Source organism: Chryseobacterium sp. CT-SW4, from assembly GCF_048572715.1.
Taxonomy (GTDB): domain Bacteria; phylum Bacteroidota; class Bacteroidia; order Flavobacteriales; family Weeksellaceae; genus Chryseobacterium.
The window spans coordinates 720,081-739,301 of the sequence record NZ_CP183840.1 but is presented as its reverse complement, the minus strand read 5'-3'; the positions used below and the strand labels follow the sequence as shown (position 1 = coordinate 739,301).

The 19,221-nt window shown below is 35.2% G+C and carries 14 protein-coding genes; 8 read left to right on the top strand and 6 right to left on the bottom strand.

Annotation, left to right across the window (positions count from 1 at the left end; translation table 11 throughout):
• Positions 1 to 10: 10 nt before the first annotated feature.
• The 6 genes from ABJ974_RS03220 to ABJ974_RS03195 form a co-directional block, all read right to left on the bottom strand.
• On the bottom strand, positions 11 to 3,436 hold the full coding sequence (locus tag ABJ974_RS03220) for an RHS repeat domain-containing protein (RefSeq protein WP_419869949.1): 3,426 nt from the start codon (positions 3,434 to 3,436) through the stop codon (positions 11 to 13).
• The gene (locus tag ABJ974_RS03215; protein ID WP_419869948.1) at positions 3,433 to 5,022 is read right to left on the bottom strand and encodes a T9SS type A sorting domain-containing protein; all 1,590 of its coding nucleotides are present in this window, start codon (positions 5,020 to 5,022) and stop codon (positions 3,433 to 3,435) included. The genes ABJ974_RS03220 and ABJ974_RS03215 overlap by 4 nt, the downstream gene beginning before the upstream one ends.
• A gap of 336 nt (positions 5,023 to 5,358) precedes the next feature.
• Positions 5,359 to 6,624 carry a hypothetical protein gene (locus ABJ974_RS03210; RefSeq protein WP_419869947.1) on the bottom strand — a complete coding sequence of 422 codons (1,266 nt, stop codon included), beginning with the start codon at positions 6,622 to 6,624 and terminating at the stop codon, positions 5,359 to 5,361.
• Between the two features lie 47 nt (positions 6,625 to 6,671).
• Entirely contained in the window at positions 6,672 to 7,319 is a 648-nt protein-coding gene (locus tag ABJ974_RS03205; protein ID WP_419869946.1) for a hypothetical protein, read from the bottom strand.
• Between the two features lie 224 nt (positions 7,320 to 7,543).
• Positions 7,544 to 8,371 (bottom strand): helix-turn-helix transcriptional regulator, encoded by an 828-nt coding sequence (locus ABJ974_RS03200; protein ID WP_419869945.1) that lies wholly within the window; start codon positions 8,369 to 8,371, stop codon positions 7,544 to 7,546.
• Positions 8,372 to 9,023: 652 nt separating this feature from the next.
• Entirely contained in the window at positions 9,024 to 10,016 is a 993-nt protein-coding gene (locus ABJ974_RS03195) for a helix-turn-helix domain-containing protein (protein ID WP_419869944.1), read from the bottom strand.
• Between the two features lie 475 nt (positions 10,017 to 10,491).
• Between ABJ974_RS03195 and ABJ974_RS03190 the strand changes: the two genes are divergently transcribed.
• The 8 genes from ABJ974_RS03190 to pyrF all read left to right on the top strand — a co-directional run bounded on the left by ABJ974_RS03190 (position 10,492) and on the right by pyrF (position 19,172).
• The gene (locus ABJ974_RS03190; RefSeq protein WP_419869943.1) at positions 10,492 to 12,243 is read left to right on the top strand and encodes an autotransporter outer membrane beta-barrel domain-containing protein; all 1,752 of its coding nucleotides are present in this window, start codon (positions 10,492 to 10,494) and stop codon (positions 12,241 to 12,243) included.
• Positions 12,244 to 12,797: 554 nt separating this feature from the next.
• A complete protein-coding gene (locus ABJ974_RS03185) occupies positions 12,798 to 13,331 on the top strand; it encodes a YMGG-like glycine zipper-containing protein (protein WP_419869942.1) in 534 nt (177 codons plus the stop codon).
• Between the two features lie 54 nt (positions 13,332 to 13,385).
• Entirely contained in the window at positions 13,386 to 15,020 is a 1,635-nt protein-coding gene (locus ABJ974_RS03180; RefSeq protein WP_419869941.1) for an LIC_10190 family membrane protein, read from the top strand.
• A 50-nt stretch (positions 15,021 to 15,070) separates the two neighbouring features.
• On the top strand, positions 15,071 to 16,141 hold the full coding sequence (aroC, locus tag ABJ974_RS03175; RefSeq protein ID WP_419869940.1) for a chorismate synthase: 1,071 nt from the start codon (positions 15,071 to 15,073) through the stop codon (positions 16,139 to 16,141).
• Positions 16,142 to 16,150: 9 nt separating this feature from the next.
• Positions 16,151 to 16,714: a thioredoxin family protein gene (locus ABJ974_RS03170; protein WP_419869939.1), complete on the top strand. Its 564-nt coding sequence runs from the start codon at positions 16,151 to 16,153 to the stop codon at positions 16,712 to 16,714.
• Positions 16,711 to 17,250, top strand: coding sequence for a TlpA family protein disulfide reductase (locus ABJ974_RS03165; RefSeq protein ID WP_419869938.1), 540 nt, complete (start codon positions 16,711 to 16,713; stop codon positions 17,248 to 17,250). Before ABJ974_RS03170 ends, ABJ974_RS03165 begins: the two co-directional genes overlap by 4 nt.
• A gap of 81 nt (positions 17,251 to 17,331) precedes the next feature.
• On the top strand, positions 17,332 to 17,667 hold the full coding sequence (locus tag ABJ974_RS03160) for a YkvA family protein (protein WP_419869937.1): 336 nt from the start codon (positions 17,332 to 17,334) through the stop codon (positions 17,665 to 17,667).
• Positions 17,668 to 17,792: 125 nt separating this feature from the next.
• Positions 17,793 to 19,172, top strand: a complete 1,380-nt coding sequence (pyrF, locus tag ABJ974_RS03155; RefSeq protein WP_419869936.1) for an orotidine-5'-phosphate decarboxylase — start codon at positions 17,793 to 17,795, stop codon at positions 19,170 to 19,172.
• The last annotated feature ends 49 nt before the right edge of the window (positions 19,173 to 19,221 follow it).

The window sequence follows — 19,221 nt, the reverse complement described above, 5'->3', positions numbered from 1 at the left end:
TTCGTGTTTTTTATTGTTTGTAGTTGTACTTATATTCTTTTAAGATATTATTGTTGATATCTACCACTTTCTCCAGTCTGTTCGCAGCGTCATAGATATAATATTCTCTTATTCCTGATGGTGGGGTGATACTTCTTACTCCTATTAATGGATCATAGGTATAAGTACTCACCTGGGCATTTAGCAATGCAGGCAATTGTCTAAAATTATCTAATGCTGTAAGGAGAGTAGTCTCATCATTATTGGCTGCTGCTGAAGCATCAGTATTGGAAGCGGTGATAATGGATGATGCTAAAGAGGAGACCTGGGCATAGGTAGCCCCTTCTACCTTAGCAATAGGCTGGGTCTGGTTATAGCCCCAAACTATAGCTACCGGAACTCCGTCTTTAGTCGTGTACTGTTGTAAATTACCTTTGGAATCATACTGATCATAAGTTACTTCGGTATAGGAAGTAGCAGAGTTCTGTAAATCATAGGATTTAACGGAAGTTGGGAATAAATGAGAAGGATCATCGTATCTTGTTTCTGTCCTGGATAAAGTTTTTGTAGAACTTCCTATCGTCTGAGTCGTAGTTGTCTCTAAGGGAATACCTACCATATTGGCGTCTATCAGCTTCTGATTACCCTTTTCGTGAGCATAGGAATAACTAGTTTTTACAACTCCTCCATCCGCAAAAGTGGAAATTTGTTTGATAGGATAATCTCTCAAGTTATAAGTTAGATTTTGAGATTCTTTCAAAACTTGTATTCCAAAATATTCTTTAGACTCTGAATAATCAAGATTAGCCCTTCCAACAATTTCTTTAGTGGGATTAGCAGTAACCATTCCATTACCACCACAATATGCATTTGGAATTCCTCCGTTCTCACAACCCACCTGATAAACTCCATATGTTTTAAAATGTCCTGCATATAAATATTCAGTGTATGGAGAATTTATATGTCTCAAATTCATTCCAGTAAGGACTTGTAAATCTGAATTAATATACTGATTGTTTTTCTTATATAAAAGATTATTAGTATTATCCTTTCTTTGCTCTTCAATAAATAAGCCTCGTTTATAGTCATAATTTGTAATAGGGATAAAGGGAGGTAACATATCTGAAATTTGTTCTGGATTTGGAGTATCTATTGGAGATGTATAAGTAAAGATATTTTCCCCTTTTCCTGTTTCTGAAACAATTACATGCTGGTAACCAACATCTGCGCCCTTTGTTTTCTGAACTGGCAAAAAATTTTCAGATGAAAATATTTTAAATTTATTAATAAAATCTTCTTTTATATCTCCTGCTATTCCAAATTTATATACAAATGTATTAGTGTAATCATATATATAGCTGTGAACAGGTTTAGGAAATATTAAGGAACCACTACTTTTGCCTGATCCTGCGATATCAGTATAAGAGAAATTTGTTTTTTTTGAAGGAGAGAAGTCTAAAGAGCTATCATAATAGCTAATATTATTGATTCTTACTCCACCTCCCAACAGGTAAGGGACAATATTGTTAGCTTTTCTATCCTTATAATTTGCTATAATATTAACGGTCCAGTTAAAATTAGCCATGAAATCTACATTAAAAACAGCATAATACTCCCCAGCTTCGAAATCTCTTGTATGATATTGCGAGAAAGTGGGATCCGCAGCTACCGAAGGTCCAATGCTTCCTACTGGAAGATATTCATCACCTACTTTCTTAAATAATGAAATACTCCATGCATAATTCACAATTTGATTATTTAAACATACTATCTGAACAGATTGGGGACTAGTAAGTGTAAAGAATTGTTTCCTTGTATTATTTTCTGTTTTAACGTATGTGATTTCTTTATCTATTTTTTCCCAATTTTCAGGACTCTCATAGGGATCTATTGGCTCAGAACCAATATATGAATAAGTATTACTTTCAAAATTAAAAGCTCTAACTCCTCCTGAGGGCATCTTTATATTTTTCAATAAATTAATTGTGATACATTCTTTTGAAGGGTCCTTAGCTAATAAATAATTATCCTCTGGTTTTACACAGTTAAACCAATCCCAATGATCTTTTCCTAATGTAAAATTATTTGTATTTTCATTATAATTAAAAATATAATCAAACTCTTTTATAGAATTAGAATTATATTTTGTCACTTTAGTTAATGATAATCTTTTATCGTATATCTCTCTTCCTAAAAGTTTAAACTGAAAGTAATTATAATTAAACTGATAACTATTAGTAACCTTTCCTGTTTGATCTATAACACTAATCTTATCCAATTTCTGAAGCTGTTGAGGATTTGTAAAATTTGTATCCTCTCTACCCTGTACATAAGTGAAACTGACTTTTCCTTTATTTATTATTTCAATATCTTGAAGGTTTCGGACTAAGCTAGTAGTATTAATAGCATTTGTTTCTTCAGCGGCAGGAATTTCAGAGTCAAATCTTACTTGTGTGGGTTCAATTGGATTTCCTAATAAAGCTCTATAAATTTGTGAATAATCCGTATAAAAAACTTGTTGTGGAGGGTAGTAATTAAACCTGACCAGCTCTATATTAGATGCATTACTGATCTTACTTAAATGGAAAGCAGAATTTATACTCCCAAAAGTAGATTCATGGGTGCTAATATATCCTTTAAAACCTACTTTATTGGAAAGAATAGACCGTGTAGAAACCTCTAATATATCAAATAAATATTTATTCCCCATATCATCTTTAATAGTAAAAGCAATTGCTTCAAAGCTATTATTGGGATTAAGACTTTCAATCTCTATTTCTAAATTATTTTTATCTAACTTTTCTACAAATAGACTATTATTTATATCTTTTTTAATAATAAATCTTCCTGTATATCCCATGAAATTATATTGATACAAGTCATATTCAGTATCATATCTGTTATGAAACATTCCTTCATAAAATAGTTTTTTAAACTCCAAATTATCTGGAACCAGCCCTGTTCCTGTTGATAATGCATCTAAATATTTTCGTGTATAATTTTTATCCGTGAAATTATTAGTATATTCATCAAAATAAATACCTATAGTTGGTTGAGCTCCTGCATATGAAAGTATGGTGGCATGATCAGGACCACCTCTCACCATTCTTGTTATACTACCTCCAGCCAGCAAATTCCATCCTAATCCTACCTCCCCAGATTTGTCATCAGGCTTTGCACTAAGTGGGTGATATGCTAAAGATATACTGATTTCCATACCTGAATTATTAGACTTAATATTTGTAATTGGGATTTTAATGTCTGGAATTCCTGTATAATTACTTACCGGAACTTCTTCAAATTTCATTAAATTATTTACAGTAGGTGCCGCTGGGTACAGTTTTTTAATATTATCCATTGGGTTACTTACTGAAGTCGGCTGTGGACCCATTACTTGTGAAGAGAAATAAGGAATTAACAACAGTAATGTTATAAATAAAAGTATATTCTTTTTCATTTCTTAATCAATTTAGCATTAGCAGTTTTATTCGTATCCGTCTTAATCACCACCAGGTAAGCTCCCTGAATCAAAGATTGAGCGTTCAACTTAGTAACCTTATTCTTTGTCTTTAAGCTTTGTAGCTGCCTTCCACTCATATCATAAAGATGGATCTCAGCTTCCTTAAACTCATACCCGATTTCAACATAAGCGTAATCCGATACAGGATTCGGATAAATCTTAATATCATGCTTCTCTATCAGCTGATCAATCTGCTTATCTCCCAGCTTCACAATCTTCCAGTTCTCTCTACCTAATTCTTCTCCGCTTGTTCCTGCCAGTATTATTGAACCATCTCTATTCAGCTTAATATCCGATAATCTCTCCTCCTTCTTCCTTGATTCTCCCTTCACATGCTTTCTCCACTGCTCATTACCATCCTGATTCAAATAAAGCATCCAAAACGTTTCATCATCGGTCTCAAGTCTTCCTTCCGCCTGGGTATAACCACCCAATAAAATACCTTTTGTTTTATCTTCTCCTGAGTTGATAGTGCTCATTCCCATCAGTACATCCCGGTTCTTGAAACTATACGACTTCTGCCATACATCTTCTCCTTTCTCATTTAAAGAAATCAACCATAAGTCAGTACCTTCTTCTATACCCACTGTCTTATTGCCTGATCTTTCTGATCGGGATTCTCCGCCTACAATATACCCTGTAGAAGTTAAAGCCAATGTTCTCAGATGATCATCTCCACTGCCTCCATAATTCTTCTCCCATTCTACTTTTCCTTCTTTACTTAGCTTCACCAGCCAGTAATCGCCTTCTCCGTAATAGCTACTGGCTTTTGGCTGCTGGCGGAGAGCTACTGAACCTGTACCTGAAACAGCCTTATTTTCTATGAAAGCTTCACTTCTTGAATATACCCCTAACAGAACTCCTCCGTCCCGGGTTGGAATCATCTTCTCTACTTCATCCAGTCCTCTTCCTCCTACAATAAGTTGGGATAGCTCTTTTCCGTCTTTATCCAAACGGATAATCAAAACATCTTTAGAACCATAACCTTTAGAAGAATTCTGAATACTTCCGGCTACTACAAACCCCAAGTCCGTAGTCTGAACTACAGCTCTGGCCTCTTCATCCGAACTGCTGCCTAACGTTTTCTGCCATAATTCATCACCATGCTCATTGAGCCGGATAAGCCAGATATCAGAACCGCCTTTGCTTTCTTCTTTCTTATCCAAGCCTTTTGAAGAATGAGAAGTTCCGGCTAACAGAAAACCTCCCTCCTGGGTAGACACGGTAGCCGATAAAAAATCATGATTATTCCCCGAGAAATATTTTTCCCAGCTCTGTTCTCCCTGTTGATTAAGCTTGATTAAATGGAAATCGTAACCGTTATTCTGCTTACTGCCTGAAGCTTCCGGCTTACTGCTTTGAATAACACTTCCTGTAATTAAATATTGCTGGTCTACCGTTGTAACAATCTGACTTAGAAAATCCTGAGTATTGGACCTGATATCTTTCTGCCAAACCACTTCCTGTGAATACAACGAAGCACCAATGCATAGAAATAATGCACTCGTGTAGAGTTTTTTCATCTGTTTTTTTTAGTGTTAAAGGTTAATTACTTGCCTTTTATTATAGGGCGCAATTTAGCATTTTTCAATAATTATTAATTAAATATTGAAAAGAATTAATATACTATTCACTGTTAATATATTTTCCTTTGTAAATTATCCTTTTTTGATGCAAATCCAACTCCGTAAGGTAACAATACTTGCCGGGTTAAAAATATCTATTACTTTTTATTGCAATTCAATAAAACAATAAACTTATAAACAAAATAACAAACCTCCTGCAGTATAATACAGGAGGTTAAATGATGACTTGCCTACGTTTATGTAAAACTTATTTTATTTAAATATTTGTAAGAATTAATATACCCTTGCAATTCTACAATACCACTTTCTTATATTATCAGCATTATCCGTGGTATCCATATTATCAACAGTAAATGACATTTCTACTTTATACCATTTATTATCAAAAATAAAATCAAAATTATATCCTTCGTTGGAAGAATCGTAAGACAAGGATGTTGCTGGTGTTGAAACACCTGTTACCATATTTCTACCATACCCCATATACATACCATTATCCAAATTTTGATAACCTCCTGCCGCAAGTATAACATTGGCATCTCCTCTTCCTTCCTGCGAGGTCATACCCATCCATGAAAATTTCTTCGGGCTATTAGAAATATTATAAACCCTTGGAATTATTGATATTGGACCTGTACCATTCGCATTGGAGCTAGCATAAACATCAAATCTAAAAGTATCTTCAATAGAAGGCATTTCCTCTCCTGTACTGCTGTACAATACACCGGTAGTACTTGCCAACAGCTGTCCGCCGCTGTAATAAGCATACTCACCACGTGCTAATGAATTAGAACCTACAGATGCTGAACAGGATTGCCCTCCAAAGTCGATGGTAAATGTTGCTAATTCTGGACTCGATTGGGAAGGAGTTCCGGTAACATTATACACGAGTTGACCGGTACCATATTCCAAATCCCCTTGCTGTAATGTGGCTGTAAGACCGGTGACACCTGTAGAAGCAATTGCAGTTCCTCCGCTGTATGAACCTCCGTTTCCTCCCGTGTAAGGTACAATGAGAGTTCCGGTATAAGGAGTACCCGCAGTATATGATTTGGGACTCAGATATGCCGTACTACACTGTAATTCACCAATAGCAGGGGAAACACTAACTCTCGTAGAAAATCTCACCCATTCCGCACCATTCCAGTACAAATAACCTTCTGATGCCAGTCCTCCTGTTCCCAGGTTATAAACCAATAATCCTATTGCAGGGGAAGGAATTGTTGTCTGATCCGTATTTGAAGTTAATGCCACTTGTGGTCCGAGAAATCCTTTTTTATTACCATTCGCCAAGCCTGCTACATTTACATCTAAAATTGCAGAAGCATTAGGTGAAGCTGTTCCTATTCCGATATTTCCCGACGAAGTTACCACAAAATCATTACTCTGCTGAGCTGCTGTAGGAATCCCTGTAACAGGATTGTCTTTAGCTCCGTCTACATTGAAAACCCCTTGTGGATTGGTTGTATTGATACCCACCTGGCTAAAGGCAAAAGATGAGAATAATACTGCTGATAATATTAAAATATTTTTTTTCATTATTTCTTTAAAATTATTATGTGTGTTTGTTTATAAATAAATTATCCCTAAGTAATACGCTGGCCGGGAGGCGGTCTGGGATTAAAAAAATAATTACCTTCTCCTTGATAATATGAGCTTAAATGAAGTGCTCTTACTTTATTATTATTCTCTTTGTATATGTACAGACCAAGCCTTGTATAGACATATATACCCTCGCTTTTTTTTCTGTTTTCTGTAAATACAATTCCTTGAATTTTATATTTACCCTCCAGTATAAAAGAGCTTTTTGAAGAATCGCCATTTATAAAAGTAATTTTAATTTCCGGTCTCTTTGCCTGTATAAAGGTTTTCTCTCTTTTACCCGCTTTTTGCTTATAAACTACCCTTTTGTTTTTATTCTTTTTCTTATTATATACCTGCTTTCTTTCCGGTAAAGAAGGAGCATAAGTAATTTCAGCTCTATGCAATTCCTCTAAACCTGAAAGGAATATTCCTTTTTCAATATAAATAACAGCATGTGGAAAATTCCCGGTAGTTTCTTGAGTTTCATTCTTTGAGATGAAAGTATTATTTTGCACGGTAACGGATGTCCCATTTGAGATATAAACCTGAGCAGGAAAAAAGTGACTTAACCATAAAAAACAAATAAGCAGCCTACTGATTTTGAAACCTGCATACTGCTTATTAATGTTTATTATCTTATTTTTTTTCATTCACCTGCTGATTCTTTATGGTTATTATCCCTTAAGAATCCGCGGCAAAATTATTTCCCGAAAAGGATCTTACCTTAAATTTTCACCCTTTTGTTCATTCATTAATCCCATTTTTATCACTTACTCATTTATTCACTTTACTTAACAAAACCTCGTTTTCCTTCACAACTGAAAATCAATAAATTATAACTTAAATTAAAAAAAATCCAATTTCCCAACGGAGCTTAAAGCGAATTAAAAAAAACAGTCAGATTTCCCCTCTTTGGCAAATTGATCTTTTTCCGAATACGAAACCTTATTGATTCTATGGCCTTATAGGAAGAATTCGTTGCCTCTGCAATTTCTGTAGTATTAAGACCCAATTTTATAAGAGCACAAACTTCTATTTCCGTATTAGTGAGTTGAGGATTTAATTCCAATAATTTCGATGTGAAGTCCGGATAATAATTAAGGAACAAAGGCATAAAAGAGTTGTCCTTTCTTAATACAGATTCAAGAAGTGCAGTCACTTTTTCCTGTTTTAGACTTACAGATTTTTCATGTTTTAAGATGTTCTTTTTTTCTATATAATAGCTTCTCGTAATGTGTACGAAATAAAAAAGGATAAAATAGGACACAATTCTTAATGTTAATATATAGATAGAATCATCAATATTGGTGGATTTTATAAAATATATCCTTTCTCTTAAAAGATACATAAGTATCATAAATGAAAAAGTAACTAACAATTGTAAAATCCCTCTTTTAGTATTATCGAATAATATAGATGAAAATACGAAGATAAACCCAAAGACCAAAACAAACTGAAAATCAATGGAATAATAATGAGCGACTATAAAATAATAAATATCTACAAATATAATTCCTGCAAAAATCACTTTCTTATTGGAGTGATTATTTTTAAATTCAATAAAAATCATCGCCTCTATCACCAGTGCTGCCAAGGAAATCCACGAAATAATCTTTTGACCCCAGAAAAACTCTGAAACCATTAACAACAAAAAAGCTAAGGCTAATCCAAGCATTGCCTTTTCTATTAATTTTACTTCCATTTTTATGTTTATAATTGTTATGTTTTTAGATAAGTAAAAGAAAATAGAAAAAGGAATAGTGAGTAGAGTACATTTTTGGAGATCACCGTACCTTTTTCCATCTCCTCATTTGCACATTTAAAAACGTGTTTAATTTTTAATGTCCAAAAATATCTCTTTAAAATTGGGTATACATCAAATAATCACATGCTGTTTCCTTTACCATAACCATTTTTTTCATTTATCCTTCATTTGATTTGACGCATGCAGCCCCTCCTTTTCACTCAAAACCTCCTATTGAGCAACTCCAATTATTCACCATACAGAAGCCGTTAACGTTTTAACCAAAAAAACTTTAAAATTTTATGTTATTTTCACAAAAAGACAGTATTTAAAATTTTCTTACAGGCATTTTTTATCCAAACAAAATCCCCTTTATTTCATTCAGACCCCACCATCAGGTATTTTCATTATTAATATTTATGAGAAATAAATATCAAATGAGACTGTACTTGTATGATAATGAAGAGTCAACAAAGATTTATACTTATTCCATCATTTAAAATTCAGCAGTTCAAATAGGAAAACCGAATTAGAGCAGTAATTCGGTTTTTTAAATAGGAAGAAAAGAAAATTTATTTTTGTGACTTCATTTGAAAATAAATGACAAAAACTACTTTTCTTTAATAAGATTTTGGATATATTCACTCGGAGTGACTCCTTCTATTTTTTTAAATACCCTGTTAAAATTAGGCTGATTGGAAAAGCCTCCTTCCGTATAGATATACATGAGGGTCACCTTGGAAAGATCACTTTCATTGATAAGCTTTTTTACATATTCTATCCTTAAGCTATTTAGGTAGATATTAAAATTGGAATATCCTGCCGTACGTATTGCTTTGGAAAGATAAGAACTGTTGGTATCCAGAATAATGCAGAGTTTGGACATACTGAATTTAGGATCTTTAAAATACATTTCTCCTTTCATCTGGCTGTCAATCCTGCCAAAAAAGTCAATATATTCCTGTTCTTTATCCTTATCTATTATTAAAGATATTCTTTCTTTTTTATCCTTCTGCCCATCATCTTTAGCAACTGCTTCAATGTCTCTGATCTTCTTGATCTTGTCTTTATAATAAACAAGCATCCATATAATCAAACCATTAAAAATAAATGCTGAAATTTCAGTAATATTAAAAAATGAGCGGTATAATTTCCCATCATTTAAATTCATATTATAAGAAGCAAATACGGCTACCACCACAATAAGCACAGAATATATACTGTACAGCACAGAATCTTTTTTTGATAACAATACGTAGGAAGCCAAAGGTATGGGAAGCAGCCATGTAATATTATTGAGCGACATCTCGAAAAAATCCACAATAAAATAAACATCGTACAGAGGCGCTAAAATCAGAAAAACCCTGACATGATTAATAATGCTGGGAAAAGGTTTTTTCCATGCGTACAACAGCAAAAAGAGAATAAATAAAAAACCACCTGATAAATAGTAAACAAGAAAATGGTTATCAATGCCCAGATAAAAAGCTAATGTATAAAACCCCAGGATCAATAACATCAGTACAAGGTATCGGAGTACAAATTCTTTCTTTAATTCATCTATTTGCGTAACACTCTCTTTTGAGATTAAAATATTCTTCATTGATATAACAAATTTTTTCAGTAATTGTTTTAATTAAAAAATTGATTTTCAAACAAATACAAAACTTACAAACAATTACTATTTTGGTTTTATGACTTACTTTCCCCACCCTCATTTATTCCTCAACTTTGCAGTTCAGAATTTCCAATCTTCAAAAAAAAGTCAAAACCTGATATAAATGTTAATGCTTAAATAAGAACACAATCTAAGGCTTGAAGAATAGCTCATTAACATTGCAAATATACAAATTTAAAAACCATAAAAACAGACGAATGATAAAAATAATAATATGCAAACAGATAAAACATAAATAAAATACACTAAAAACAAATAAAAACGCAAAATACAGAAACAACAATTACTCCATTGAACCGATGAAAAAAAAATAAACCCTCGGATTGGCGCGCACCACCCTCATAAAACCTCAACTCAACTAAAATAACAGTAAAACATAACTTAATTAAAATCTCTAAAGATGAAAAAACTTTTAATGGTCTTATTGACTGTTTTATTTTCGTCCTATCTATTTTCACAGGTCGGAATAAATACAGAAACCCCTAACACTAAAACTTTATTACACATTTCGGAAAGAAATAAAACTACCGATCCGGTACAAAGCAAAGGAATAATACTTCCGCGTCTTACAGAAGCAGAAAGAGACGCAATAGCTCCTGCTGCCACCGAAAACAGCTTAATGATCTACAACACCAGCGAAGATTGTTACAATTACTGGAACAATGAAGAAGGTGAATGGAAAAGCGTATGTGGTAATATGGGAAATGCTAAATTCACCTTCGATTGCGGTAACAACATTCAGGTAAAAGGTACCTACATCAAAGAATCTGAGCTTACTGAAAGCAACTACATTTCTATTCAGATTGTAAATGTGACCAAACCAGGCTCTTACACTATTATCGCCACTCCCAATAATGATAACGGATATTCTTTCGTAGGTCAGGGAGTCTTTACGGCAACAGGCACACAGACTGTAAAATTATACGGACAGGGCATCCCCGTAAACGCTCAAATAGACGATTTTACCATCACTTCCTCTGGGTCTACAGATACATGTGCGACACAGGTAACGGTAAACACAAACGTGGCCAGCTACTCTTTAAACTGTGCATCCATTATGGTAAACGGAACTTATCTTAAAGGAACTCCCCTTACAAGTTCGAATGTAATTACTTTAAACGTAACGGTAAGCACCGTCGGATCTTACCATATTTCAACTCCTGTTGTCAATGGAATTTCTTTTGCTGCTTCCGGTACATTTACTGCTCCCGGAACCTATCCTATCACATTAGTAGGTAGCGGAACTCCAACAACGAACAGTAATTTCAACATAGAAGTAACATCCAATACGGTGGGTGGCCAGGCAAGCTGTACGGCAGTAGTATCAGTTACCCTTCCTCCTATGACCTACGCTATCATCGGTACGGGAGATTATTCGTGGGCTTCTTCCCAAAGACTTGCAGCTCTTAATTCCTCTACCAATTTCGGGACTAACGGGACGGTAAAAATCGTAAGCTTAACTCAGCTATGGAGTACTACAAATGCTGCTACCGCCTTAAATAATCTTACTTCCGCAACAATGGCGAAACCAGATATTATTCTCTATTTCTCTTACGGAGCAGCTCCAACCACCGCATTGTCAACAGAATTAAATAATTATGTAAATAATGGAGGAGTTTTAATTTATGGAACCACAGACAGCAACTATGCACAGGCGAATATCATGCTCAACGGTATATTCGGAGTAAACACGGCACAAAACCAGATAGCCGGAACTCAGGGAGATGATAATGCATATCCTATTAACAATCTTCAGGATGATGAAATCGTTAACGGACCTTTTGGAAACACTGCCGGTAAATATTGGGGAGAAGATAACGGTTCCACAGGATCTGTAATCGTGTCCCAATTACCTCCAAACTCCATTCAAATTGCTTCAGCAGCAAACTCTGCAGGAAAGCCAACGGTAGATCCAGAATATTCGATAGTATGGTACAATAACAGCAAAAACTTCGTTTTCTTCGGAGACTCGGTAGCTTCTACTGCATCCTCCACAGATCAAAGAGGATGGCCGTCTATCTATAATTCGGGGATTCCAAAAACAAAATATTACGGATATACTCCACAATATGTTTACAACGCCATTTTAGAAATGAATTCTGTTGCATGGGCTATTAAAAAAGCTGCAGTAGCAGGGATTAATCCTCATTAATTTATAATAAATCTTCATCACATTTTAAAATAAGAAGGCTGCAACTTAGATTGCAGTCTTTTTTCGTTAAAAATATTAGAAAAAAGATTCAAATAATAAAAAAATAAAGAAAGCCCCCTAGAAATAAGGGGGCTATAAAACACAAATGATGAAAAAAAATTATTTTTTCATCTCAAATATACGACAATATTTTACAGAAATAAAATTTCTGATAATGACAGAAATCATCTGAAAATATGAGATTAACCCCATTCAGTGAATCACTAAAAAATATACATCTAATCCAACTCCCTTCAACTCAAAACCTCATCAAGTACCGTACAATTTCTAAAATTTATTTTTCTAATTTTTTTGCAATTTTTTTTATAGCTCCTCTACTACGGCATACATTGAGTAACAGCCTTCCTATTCATTATTTATTACTTAAAGGAATAAAAGATAGTATTTAAATTTTAAACATTTTTAACATTGATTAACATTAGCTTGGCTTTATAATTGAAAATACAACCCATATACGTTTTTTAAAACGAATATCCTTATTAAAAATTTGAATTATGAAGAATATAATAATAACAGGTCTGTTATCGGTTATCACTTTAGCAGCCTGTAAGAAAAATGACCAGCTTTCCGAAAAATCTTTAGAACAGCAAAAGCTTGATTTTCAATCCAGACAGCTGGAAATAGAAAAACAAAAACTGGCTATTGAAAAAGAGAAAATGGCCTATGAACTTCAAAAGAAGACAGACAGCATTGCCCAAAAAGCAAAAAATGCATCTGCTAAGCATTCCAGCAATAATACCACTACCAGAACGGTATACAGAGACCGTGAAGTGTCCTCAAACAGTTCTAATAATACAGGCTATGCCAGCAATACTTCCACACAAGAGTCAACTACCCGGAAAAAAGGGATGAGTAAAGCAGCCAAAGGAACTATTATCGGTACTGTAGGTGGAGCAGCTGCCGGAGCTATCATAAGCAGTAAAAACAGAGGTCTTGGTGCAGTGATCGGGGGAATTGCAGGAGGAGCCACGGGATATACCATCGGACGTTCTCAGGACCGAAAAGACGGCAGAGTCCAACCTAAATAGTTTATTATATATAAAAAGAATAAAAGATTGCTTAATTTTAGGCAATCTTTTTTTATGATATTAATTCTTATTTCAGTGATCATTATTATTCCCACCCTTATAGGACTGGGAAAGATCACGGAAAATATAGCGGGAACTTTATATAACGGCGTCTCAGGAAAACTTTTTTCAGGAATTATGGGAATAAGTGTTCTATGGACCGTACTGGCTTTTTTTACTCCTTTAAGTATATATATTGAAGTTGTCACCATCCTTGCAGGGCTCACCTATTTCGTAAAAGCCGGATTGTATAAAGATCTTTATCATCTCCTGCAAAAAAACAGATTGATTATCCTCTGTACCAGCCTGCTGACCTTATTTTGCGGCTCCTTTTACCCTTTCATCCTGGATCATTTCGGTTATTACGTTCCGAGCATTCAATGGCTCAGGGAATATGGGCTCGTTAAGGGGATTTCCAATTTAGATCTTATTTTGGGACAAATGTCGGTATGGCATATATTCCAGGCAGGATTTTCACATCTCGTCGATCCTTCTTTAAGGATCAACACGGTTTTACTTATTATTTACATCTTCTATATTACTGAAAAGCGTCAATGGATTCATCTATGCTTTCTTCCGGCTATGCTTCTATTTTCCCAGTCACCCAGCCCGGATCTGCCCGTATTTATTTTCTCATTATTCATTCTTAGCGAAATACTTTCAGGAAACACCAGGAGCTCTCTCCTATTTACTTTTTCCATCTTTGTATTCATTATAAAACCGACGATGATTTGGCTTCCCCTGGTCAGTTTTCTGTATTCGGCTCTCATTATAAGATCAGCTCCCGGAAACTTTTTACCGGGCATTGCCCTTCTGCTTTTATTTTTCTTTAAAAATATCTGGACTTTCGGATATCCTGTCTTTCCTGTTACAATCGGAGATATGGGGATCAGCTGGAAACCTAATGCCGAAATATTACAGACCTCATCGGAATATGCCATCCGGAAAACCTATGATATGCAGTATACCTATGAACAGATACGGCATTTTTCACAATGGGATTATATCAAAAACTGGCTGCTGCTGAAAGGAATAAAATCAAAAATCAATATTCTTTTAATGATAAGTCTTTTGGTTTTTATCATTTATTCCATAATCAAAAAAAACAGGATCATTACCATTATTTGTATATCACTGGTTATAAAAAGCATACTGGTCATCCTTTTTTCCGCTCAATACAGATTCTTTACCGATGTATTTTTTGTCATATTTTTTGTCCTGTTTTTTGAAGCATTCTCCAAAAGGATATCCATTGCATTATTTTCGGTATTGAGTTTTGTTTTGATCTCAACCCTTACCTTTCCAGGTTTACTACAGCAGTATGTTCCGAGTTTCAAACTGGGAAAATTCATGGGAAAATTTGAAGCCACTCAATTTTACAAACCTTCTTCGTACAAGTACAATACCTATCAGACCTTCCGTGTCGGTGAGCTCCAGTTCAAGGTTTCAAAAAAATATCCTTACAACTTTGATACTCCTCTGCCAGCTATTTCTTCCGGCTATATATTTGATTATGATAAAGCGGGGATTTTTCCGCAGCCCATTGATAAAAATGACTTAGGAAAAGGATTCATCTGGAAAAGGCTGAATGACCATGAAAAAGCCGAGTTGAAAAAGGTTATTCATAGCATCAACGTTTCTTATCAATAGAACAAATCTCATCGCTTTATTATCTAAAGAAAAAACGGTAATTTTGCATCATGTTTAATAGTTTAGGTAATCTTCTCAGTCTTACGACATTTGGTGAAAGTCATGGTCTGGCTTACGGCGGAATCATTAATAATTTTCCGGCAGGTCTGGAAATCAATTTTGAAAAGGTACAGTATGAGCTGGATCGAAGAAAACCCGGTCAGTCAGCCATCGTTACCCAACGGAAAGAAAGCGACACGGTTAAATTTCTTTCAGGAATTTTTGAAGGGAAAACCACCGGTACTCCTATTGGCTTTATCATTGAAAATGAAAATCAGAAATCAAAAGATTATGATCATATTGCCAATGCTTACCGGCCGAGCCATGCTGATTTTACTTATGACCAGAAGTTTGGGATCAGAGATCACCGCGGAGGTGGAAAATCTTCAGCACGGGAAACGATCAACTGGGTAGTGGCGGGTGCTTTAGCCAAACAACTTCTGCCCGAGATTGAAATCAATGCCTATGTATCTTCCGTGGGGGAAATTTTCTGTGAAAAACCTTACCAGGCTTTAGACTTTTCGAAAACCGAAAGCAATGAAGTCCGTTGTCCGGATCCGGAAACAGCCGAGAAAATGATTGCCAGGATCAAGGAAATCAAAAAAGAAGGCAATACTATCGGAGGCACCATTACCTGTGTCATCAAAAATGTTCCTGTGGGAATCGGAGAACCTATATTTTCCAAACTTCAGGCAGAATTGGGAAAAGCTATGCTCAACATCAACGCCTGCAAAGGTTTTGAATACGGAAGCGGTTTTTGCGGAGCCAAAATGACAGGAAAAGAACATAATGATGCCTTCAACACAGATTTCAGCACAAAGACTAATCTCTCAGGTGGAATCCAGGGTGGAATTTCCAATGGAATGGACATCTATTTCAGAGCAGCTTTTAAGCCTATCGCTACTATTTTACGTCCTCAGGAAAGTGTAGACAAAGCAGGAAACCCAGCTATTGTAGAAGGAAAAGGAAGACATGACCCATGTGTTCTGCCAAGAGCAGTGCCGGTGGTGGAAGCATTGGCTGCTTTTGTCTTAGCCGATTTATTTTTAATCAACAAAACGAGAAATTATAACAATTTTTAAAACACATTTATGAAAAAATATTGGGAAAGCTCAATTACATTTGAAGAATATTTCAACACAGGAAAACAAAGATTAGAAAATCCGGAGAATGAAAAAGATAAGGAATATAAGCCTTATTATGAATTAGGCGTTCAAAGGATGGAGAGAGCCTTAAGCAAGTTTTCTGCCGATGAAGAACAGCTCCGTATTTTAAAGTCAAAAAACTTTGACGGAAAAATACTTATCATTTCCGAACCTTGGTGTGGTGATGCCAGCGCTACCGTACCTGCTGTTGTTAAATTCTTTGAAGGAAATAATGATGTTAAAATATTCCTGAGAGACAGCGATACCAGCCTGATCGATCAGTTCCAGACCAATGGAACCCAATCCATCCCAAAAATAATCATTCTTGATAAGGAATTTAATGTTATAAATTCATGGGGACCACGTCCTCAATACGGACATGATCTTTTACTGAAGTTCAAAGCAGATCCTGAAGCTTACCCGAGAGAGCAGTTTTACAATGATCTGCAGGTATATTATGCAAAAAACAGAGGCAAAGATGCCATTCAAGAAATCTTAGAATTACTATGAAAAAAAATATAGTTTTTATTGTATTGGTCATTATTGTAGGTGGGGCATTACTTATTCCGGGAGTCCGAAAATTCCTAGGTGATCAGTTTTTTCCCGTAGCTACTATCGAAAATGCCGTAACGGTAAGTGAAACCGATTATGATATTGACCTGCAGGGAATCAACGTTCCCAGCACCAATCTGAAAAACTTTAAGGATAAGCCGGTTTTTCTAAACTTCTGGGGAACATGGTGTCCTCCGTGCAGGAAAGAATGGCCGACAATTCAAAAACTATATGACACAAGAAAGGATAAACTGGATTTCGTGCTGATAGCAATGAAAGATGAAGAAGCGGCCGTAAGAAAATTCCTTCAGGAAAATAATTATAATGTTCCGGTCTACATTGCTCAAAGCCCTATTTCCGAAAAGCTTCTTCCTAAAGCCTTTCCTACCACTTTCCTTCTGGATAAGAACGGGAGAATACTTTTAAAGGAAGATGCCTATAAAGACTGGAGCAGCGATTCCTCATACCGGTTTATTGATACGGTGACGAAATAATTTTTAACTTAAATTTATAATTTGTTGGTACAGATTTTGTGAATTTTGTTGAGTTAAGAAATTCATAACCAAACACAAACAATGAAATATTCAAAGTTAAATCTCGCGAAAGAAGCTATCAGCCATAAAGGTTTTGTAAAAAAAATACCTGATATCTTCAGAATGGTCAAATATTGGAAAAGAGGTATCTATCCTGTAAAATCCATAGATATTATCCTACCTTTATTAGGTCTTCTGTATGTGGCCTCTCCGATAGACCTTCTTCCCGAAATTGCGGTTCCCGTAGTGGGAGTTCTGGATGATTTGGCCGTCTTATATCTTACCATTCCTAAACTGATCAAAGAAGTGGATAAGTTCCTGCTTTGGGAAGCACAGCGAAAGGGCACTAAGATTATTGAAGCTCAAATTGTAAAATAATTAAAAAAAATATCCATCCGACCATTTTAATTTCTATTGAAATGGTCTTTTTATTTATAAAATGAGGTTTTTAATTTTTAAGCCTTATTTCAAATCCTTAAATTTGCAACATCTAATAAAAAACAATGGAAAGTAAAAAAGAATTCTTTTTGGAGTGCTATAAATTAGGCATCATCAAATTCGGGAGGTTTACCTTAAAAAGCGGGATTGAAAGCCCTTTTTATGTAGATTTAAGACCTCTTGCCTCAGATCCCAAAATCTTAAAAAACTTAGCCAATTATTTATTGGAAATGCTTCCACTGGATAATTTCGATTTGATCTGCGGGGTTCCTTACGCTGCTCTTCCGATGGCAACCGCTATGTCTTTGGAAAGCTATATTCCGTTGATCATCAAAAGAAAAGAAGCCAAAAATTACGGTACCAAAAAAATGATCGAAGGAATTTACCAAAAAGGGCAAAACTGTCTTTTGGTAGAAGATGTCATCACTTCCGGAAAATCTTTATTAGAAACTATTGCAGAAGTTGAGCAGGAAGATATTAAAGTAGCCGACATTGTGGTGGTGCTGGACAGGGAACAGGGAGGAAAAGAATTGCTAGAAAGTAAAGGTTACCGTGTTCATACCTTATTTAACATCCGTGAGGTATGTACTATTCTTCAGGAAAATGGAGAACTTAGCGATGATGAAGTAAAAAGGATTCATGACTTTTTGGCTGGAAATCATATTCAGTTTGAAGAAAAAACCAGACTTTCTTATGAGCAAAAATTAAAACATGCCCAGCATTCCGTATCAAAAAAATTATTGGAAACCGCACTGGCAAAAAGCTCCAACCTTATTGCTTCCGCAGACGTTACTACTACCAAAGAATTATTAGAACTTGCCGATAAGGTAGGTCCTCATATTATCGCTCTTAAAACCCATATAGATATTATTTCCGATTTTGAGTACGACAAAACAATTGTCCCGCTTAAAGAATTGGCTGCCAAACACCAATTCCTGCTGATGGAAGACAGAAAGTTTGCAGATATCGGGAATACCCAGGAGCTGCAATTCACCAGTGGTGTTTTCAAAATTACCCAATGGGCGAATTTTGTTACTTCCCAGGTGATCGGTGGCTTTGAATCTTTAGACTGCTTTACCAATGTTGGAGTAGTAGCTATTATAGGAATGTCCTCCAAAGGTACTTTAACGACCAATAACTACCGTGAGGAAGCCCTTAAAGTGGCTTTATCCCATCCCAACGTAATTGGAGGAGTATCTCAAAACCCAATCCCTCAGGAAATTTTATTATTTACTCCCGGCGTTAATCTTGCCGATTCAGGAGACGGTAAAGGACAACAGTATAATACCCCTGAGCATGTGTTCAAAAACCTTCATACGGACTTTATCATTGTAGGTCGTGGAATTTATAAATCAGACAATCCTGAAGAAGCTGCAATTGCTTATAAAAGCGAAGGATGGAATGCTTATTTAAATTCTATGCAAAAAAGCATAATTCAGAGTTAATTAACAGAAAATCTATTCAAAATAATCTATATTTGATGCTTTATCACAA

Excerpts from the sequence above, each read along its gene's own strand:
- ABJ974_RS03205 (WP_419869946.1), bottom strand. The coding sequence starts at position 7,319 with ATGAAAAAAAATAAGATAATAAACATTAATAAGCAGTATGCAGGTTTC.
- ABJ974_RS03190 (WP_419869943.1), top strand. The coding sequence starts at position 10,492 with ATGAAAAAACTTTTAATGGTCTTATTGACTGTTTTATTTTCGTCCTAT.
- ABJ974_RS03210 (WP_419869947.1), bottom strand. The coding sequence starts at position 6,624 with ATGAAAAAAAATATTTTAATATTATCAGCAGTATTATTCTCATCTTTT.
- ABJ974_RS03195 (WP_419869944.1), bottom strand. The coding sequence starts at position 10,016 with ATGAAGAATATTTTAATCTCAAAAGAGAGTGTTACGCAAATAGATGAA.
- ABJ974_RS03200 (WP_419869945.1), bottom strand. The coding sequence starts at position 8,371 with ATGGAAGTAAAATTAATAGAAAAGGCAATGCTTGGATTAGCCTTAGCT.
- aroC (WP_419869940.1), top strand. The coding sequence starts at position 15,071 with ATGTTTAATAGTTTAGGTAATCTTCTCAGTCTTACGACATTTGGTGAA.
- ABJ974_RS03215 (WP_419869948.1), bottom strand. The coding sequence starts at position 5,022 with ATGAAAAAACTCTACACGAGTGCATTATTTCTATGCATTGGTGCTTCG.
- ABJ974_RS03160 (WP_419869937.1), top strand. The coding sequence starts at position 17,332 with ATGAAATATTCAAAGTTAAATCTCGCGAAAGAAGCTATCAGCCATAAA.
- ABJ974_RS03185 (WP_419869942.1), top strand. The coding sequence starts at position 12,798 with ATGAAGAATATAATAATAACAGGTCTGTTATCGGTTATCACTTTAGCA.
- ABJ974_RS03220 (WP_419869949.1), bottom strand. The coding sequence starts at position 3,436 with ATGAAAAAGAATATACTTTTATTTATAACATTACTGTTGTTAATTCCT.
- pyrF (WP_419869936.1), top strand. The coding sequence starts at position 17,793 with ATGGAAAGTAAAAAAGAATTCTTTTTGGAGTGCTATAAATTAGGCATC.
- ABJ974_RS03165 (WP_419869938.1), top strand. The coding sequence starts at position 16,711 with ATGAAAAAAAATATAGTTTTTATTGTATTGGTCATTATTGTAGGTGGG.
- ABJ974_RS03170 (WP_419869939.1), top strand. The coding sequence starts at position 16,151 with ATGAAAAAATATTGGGAAAGCTCAATTACATTTGAAGAATATTTCAAC.
- ABJ974_RS03180 (WP_419869941.1), top strand. The coding sequence starts at position 13,386 with ATGATATTAATTCTTATTTCAGTGATCATTATTATTCCCACCCTTATA.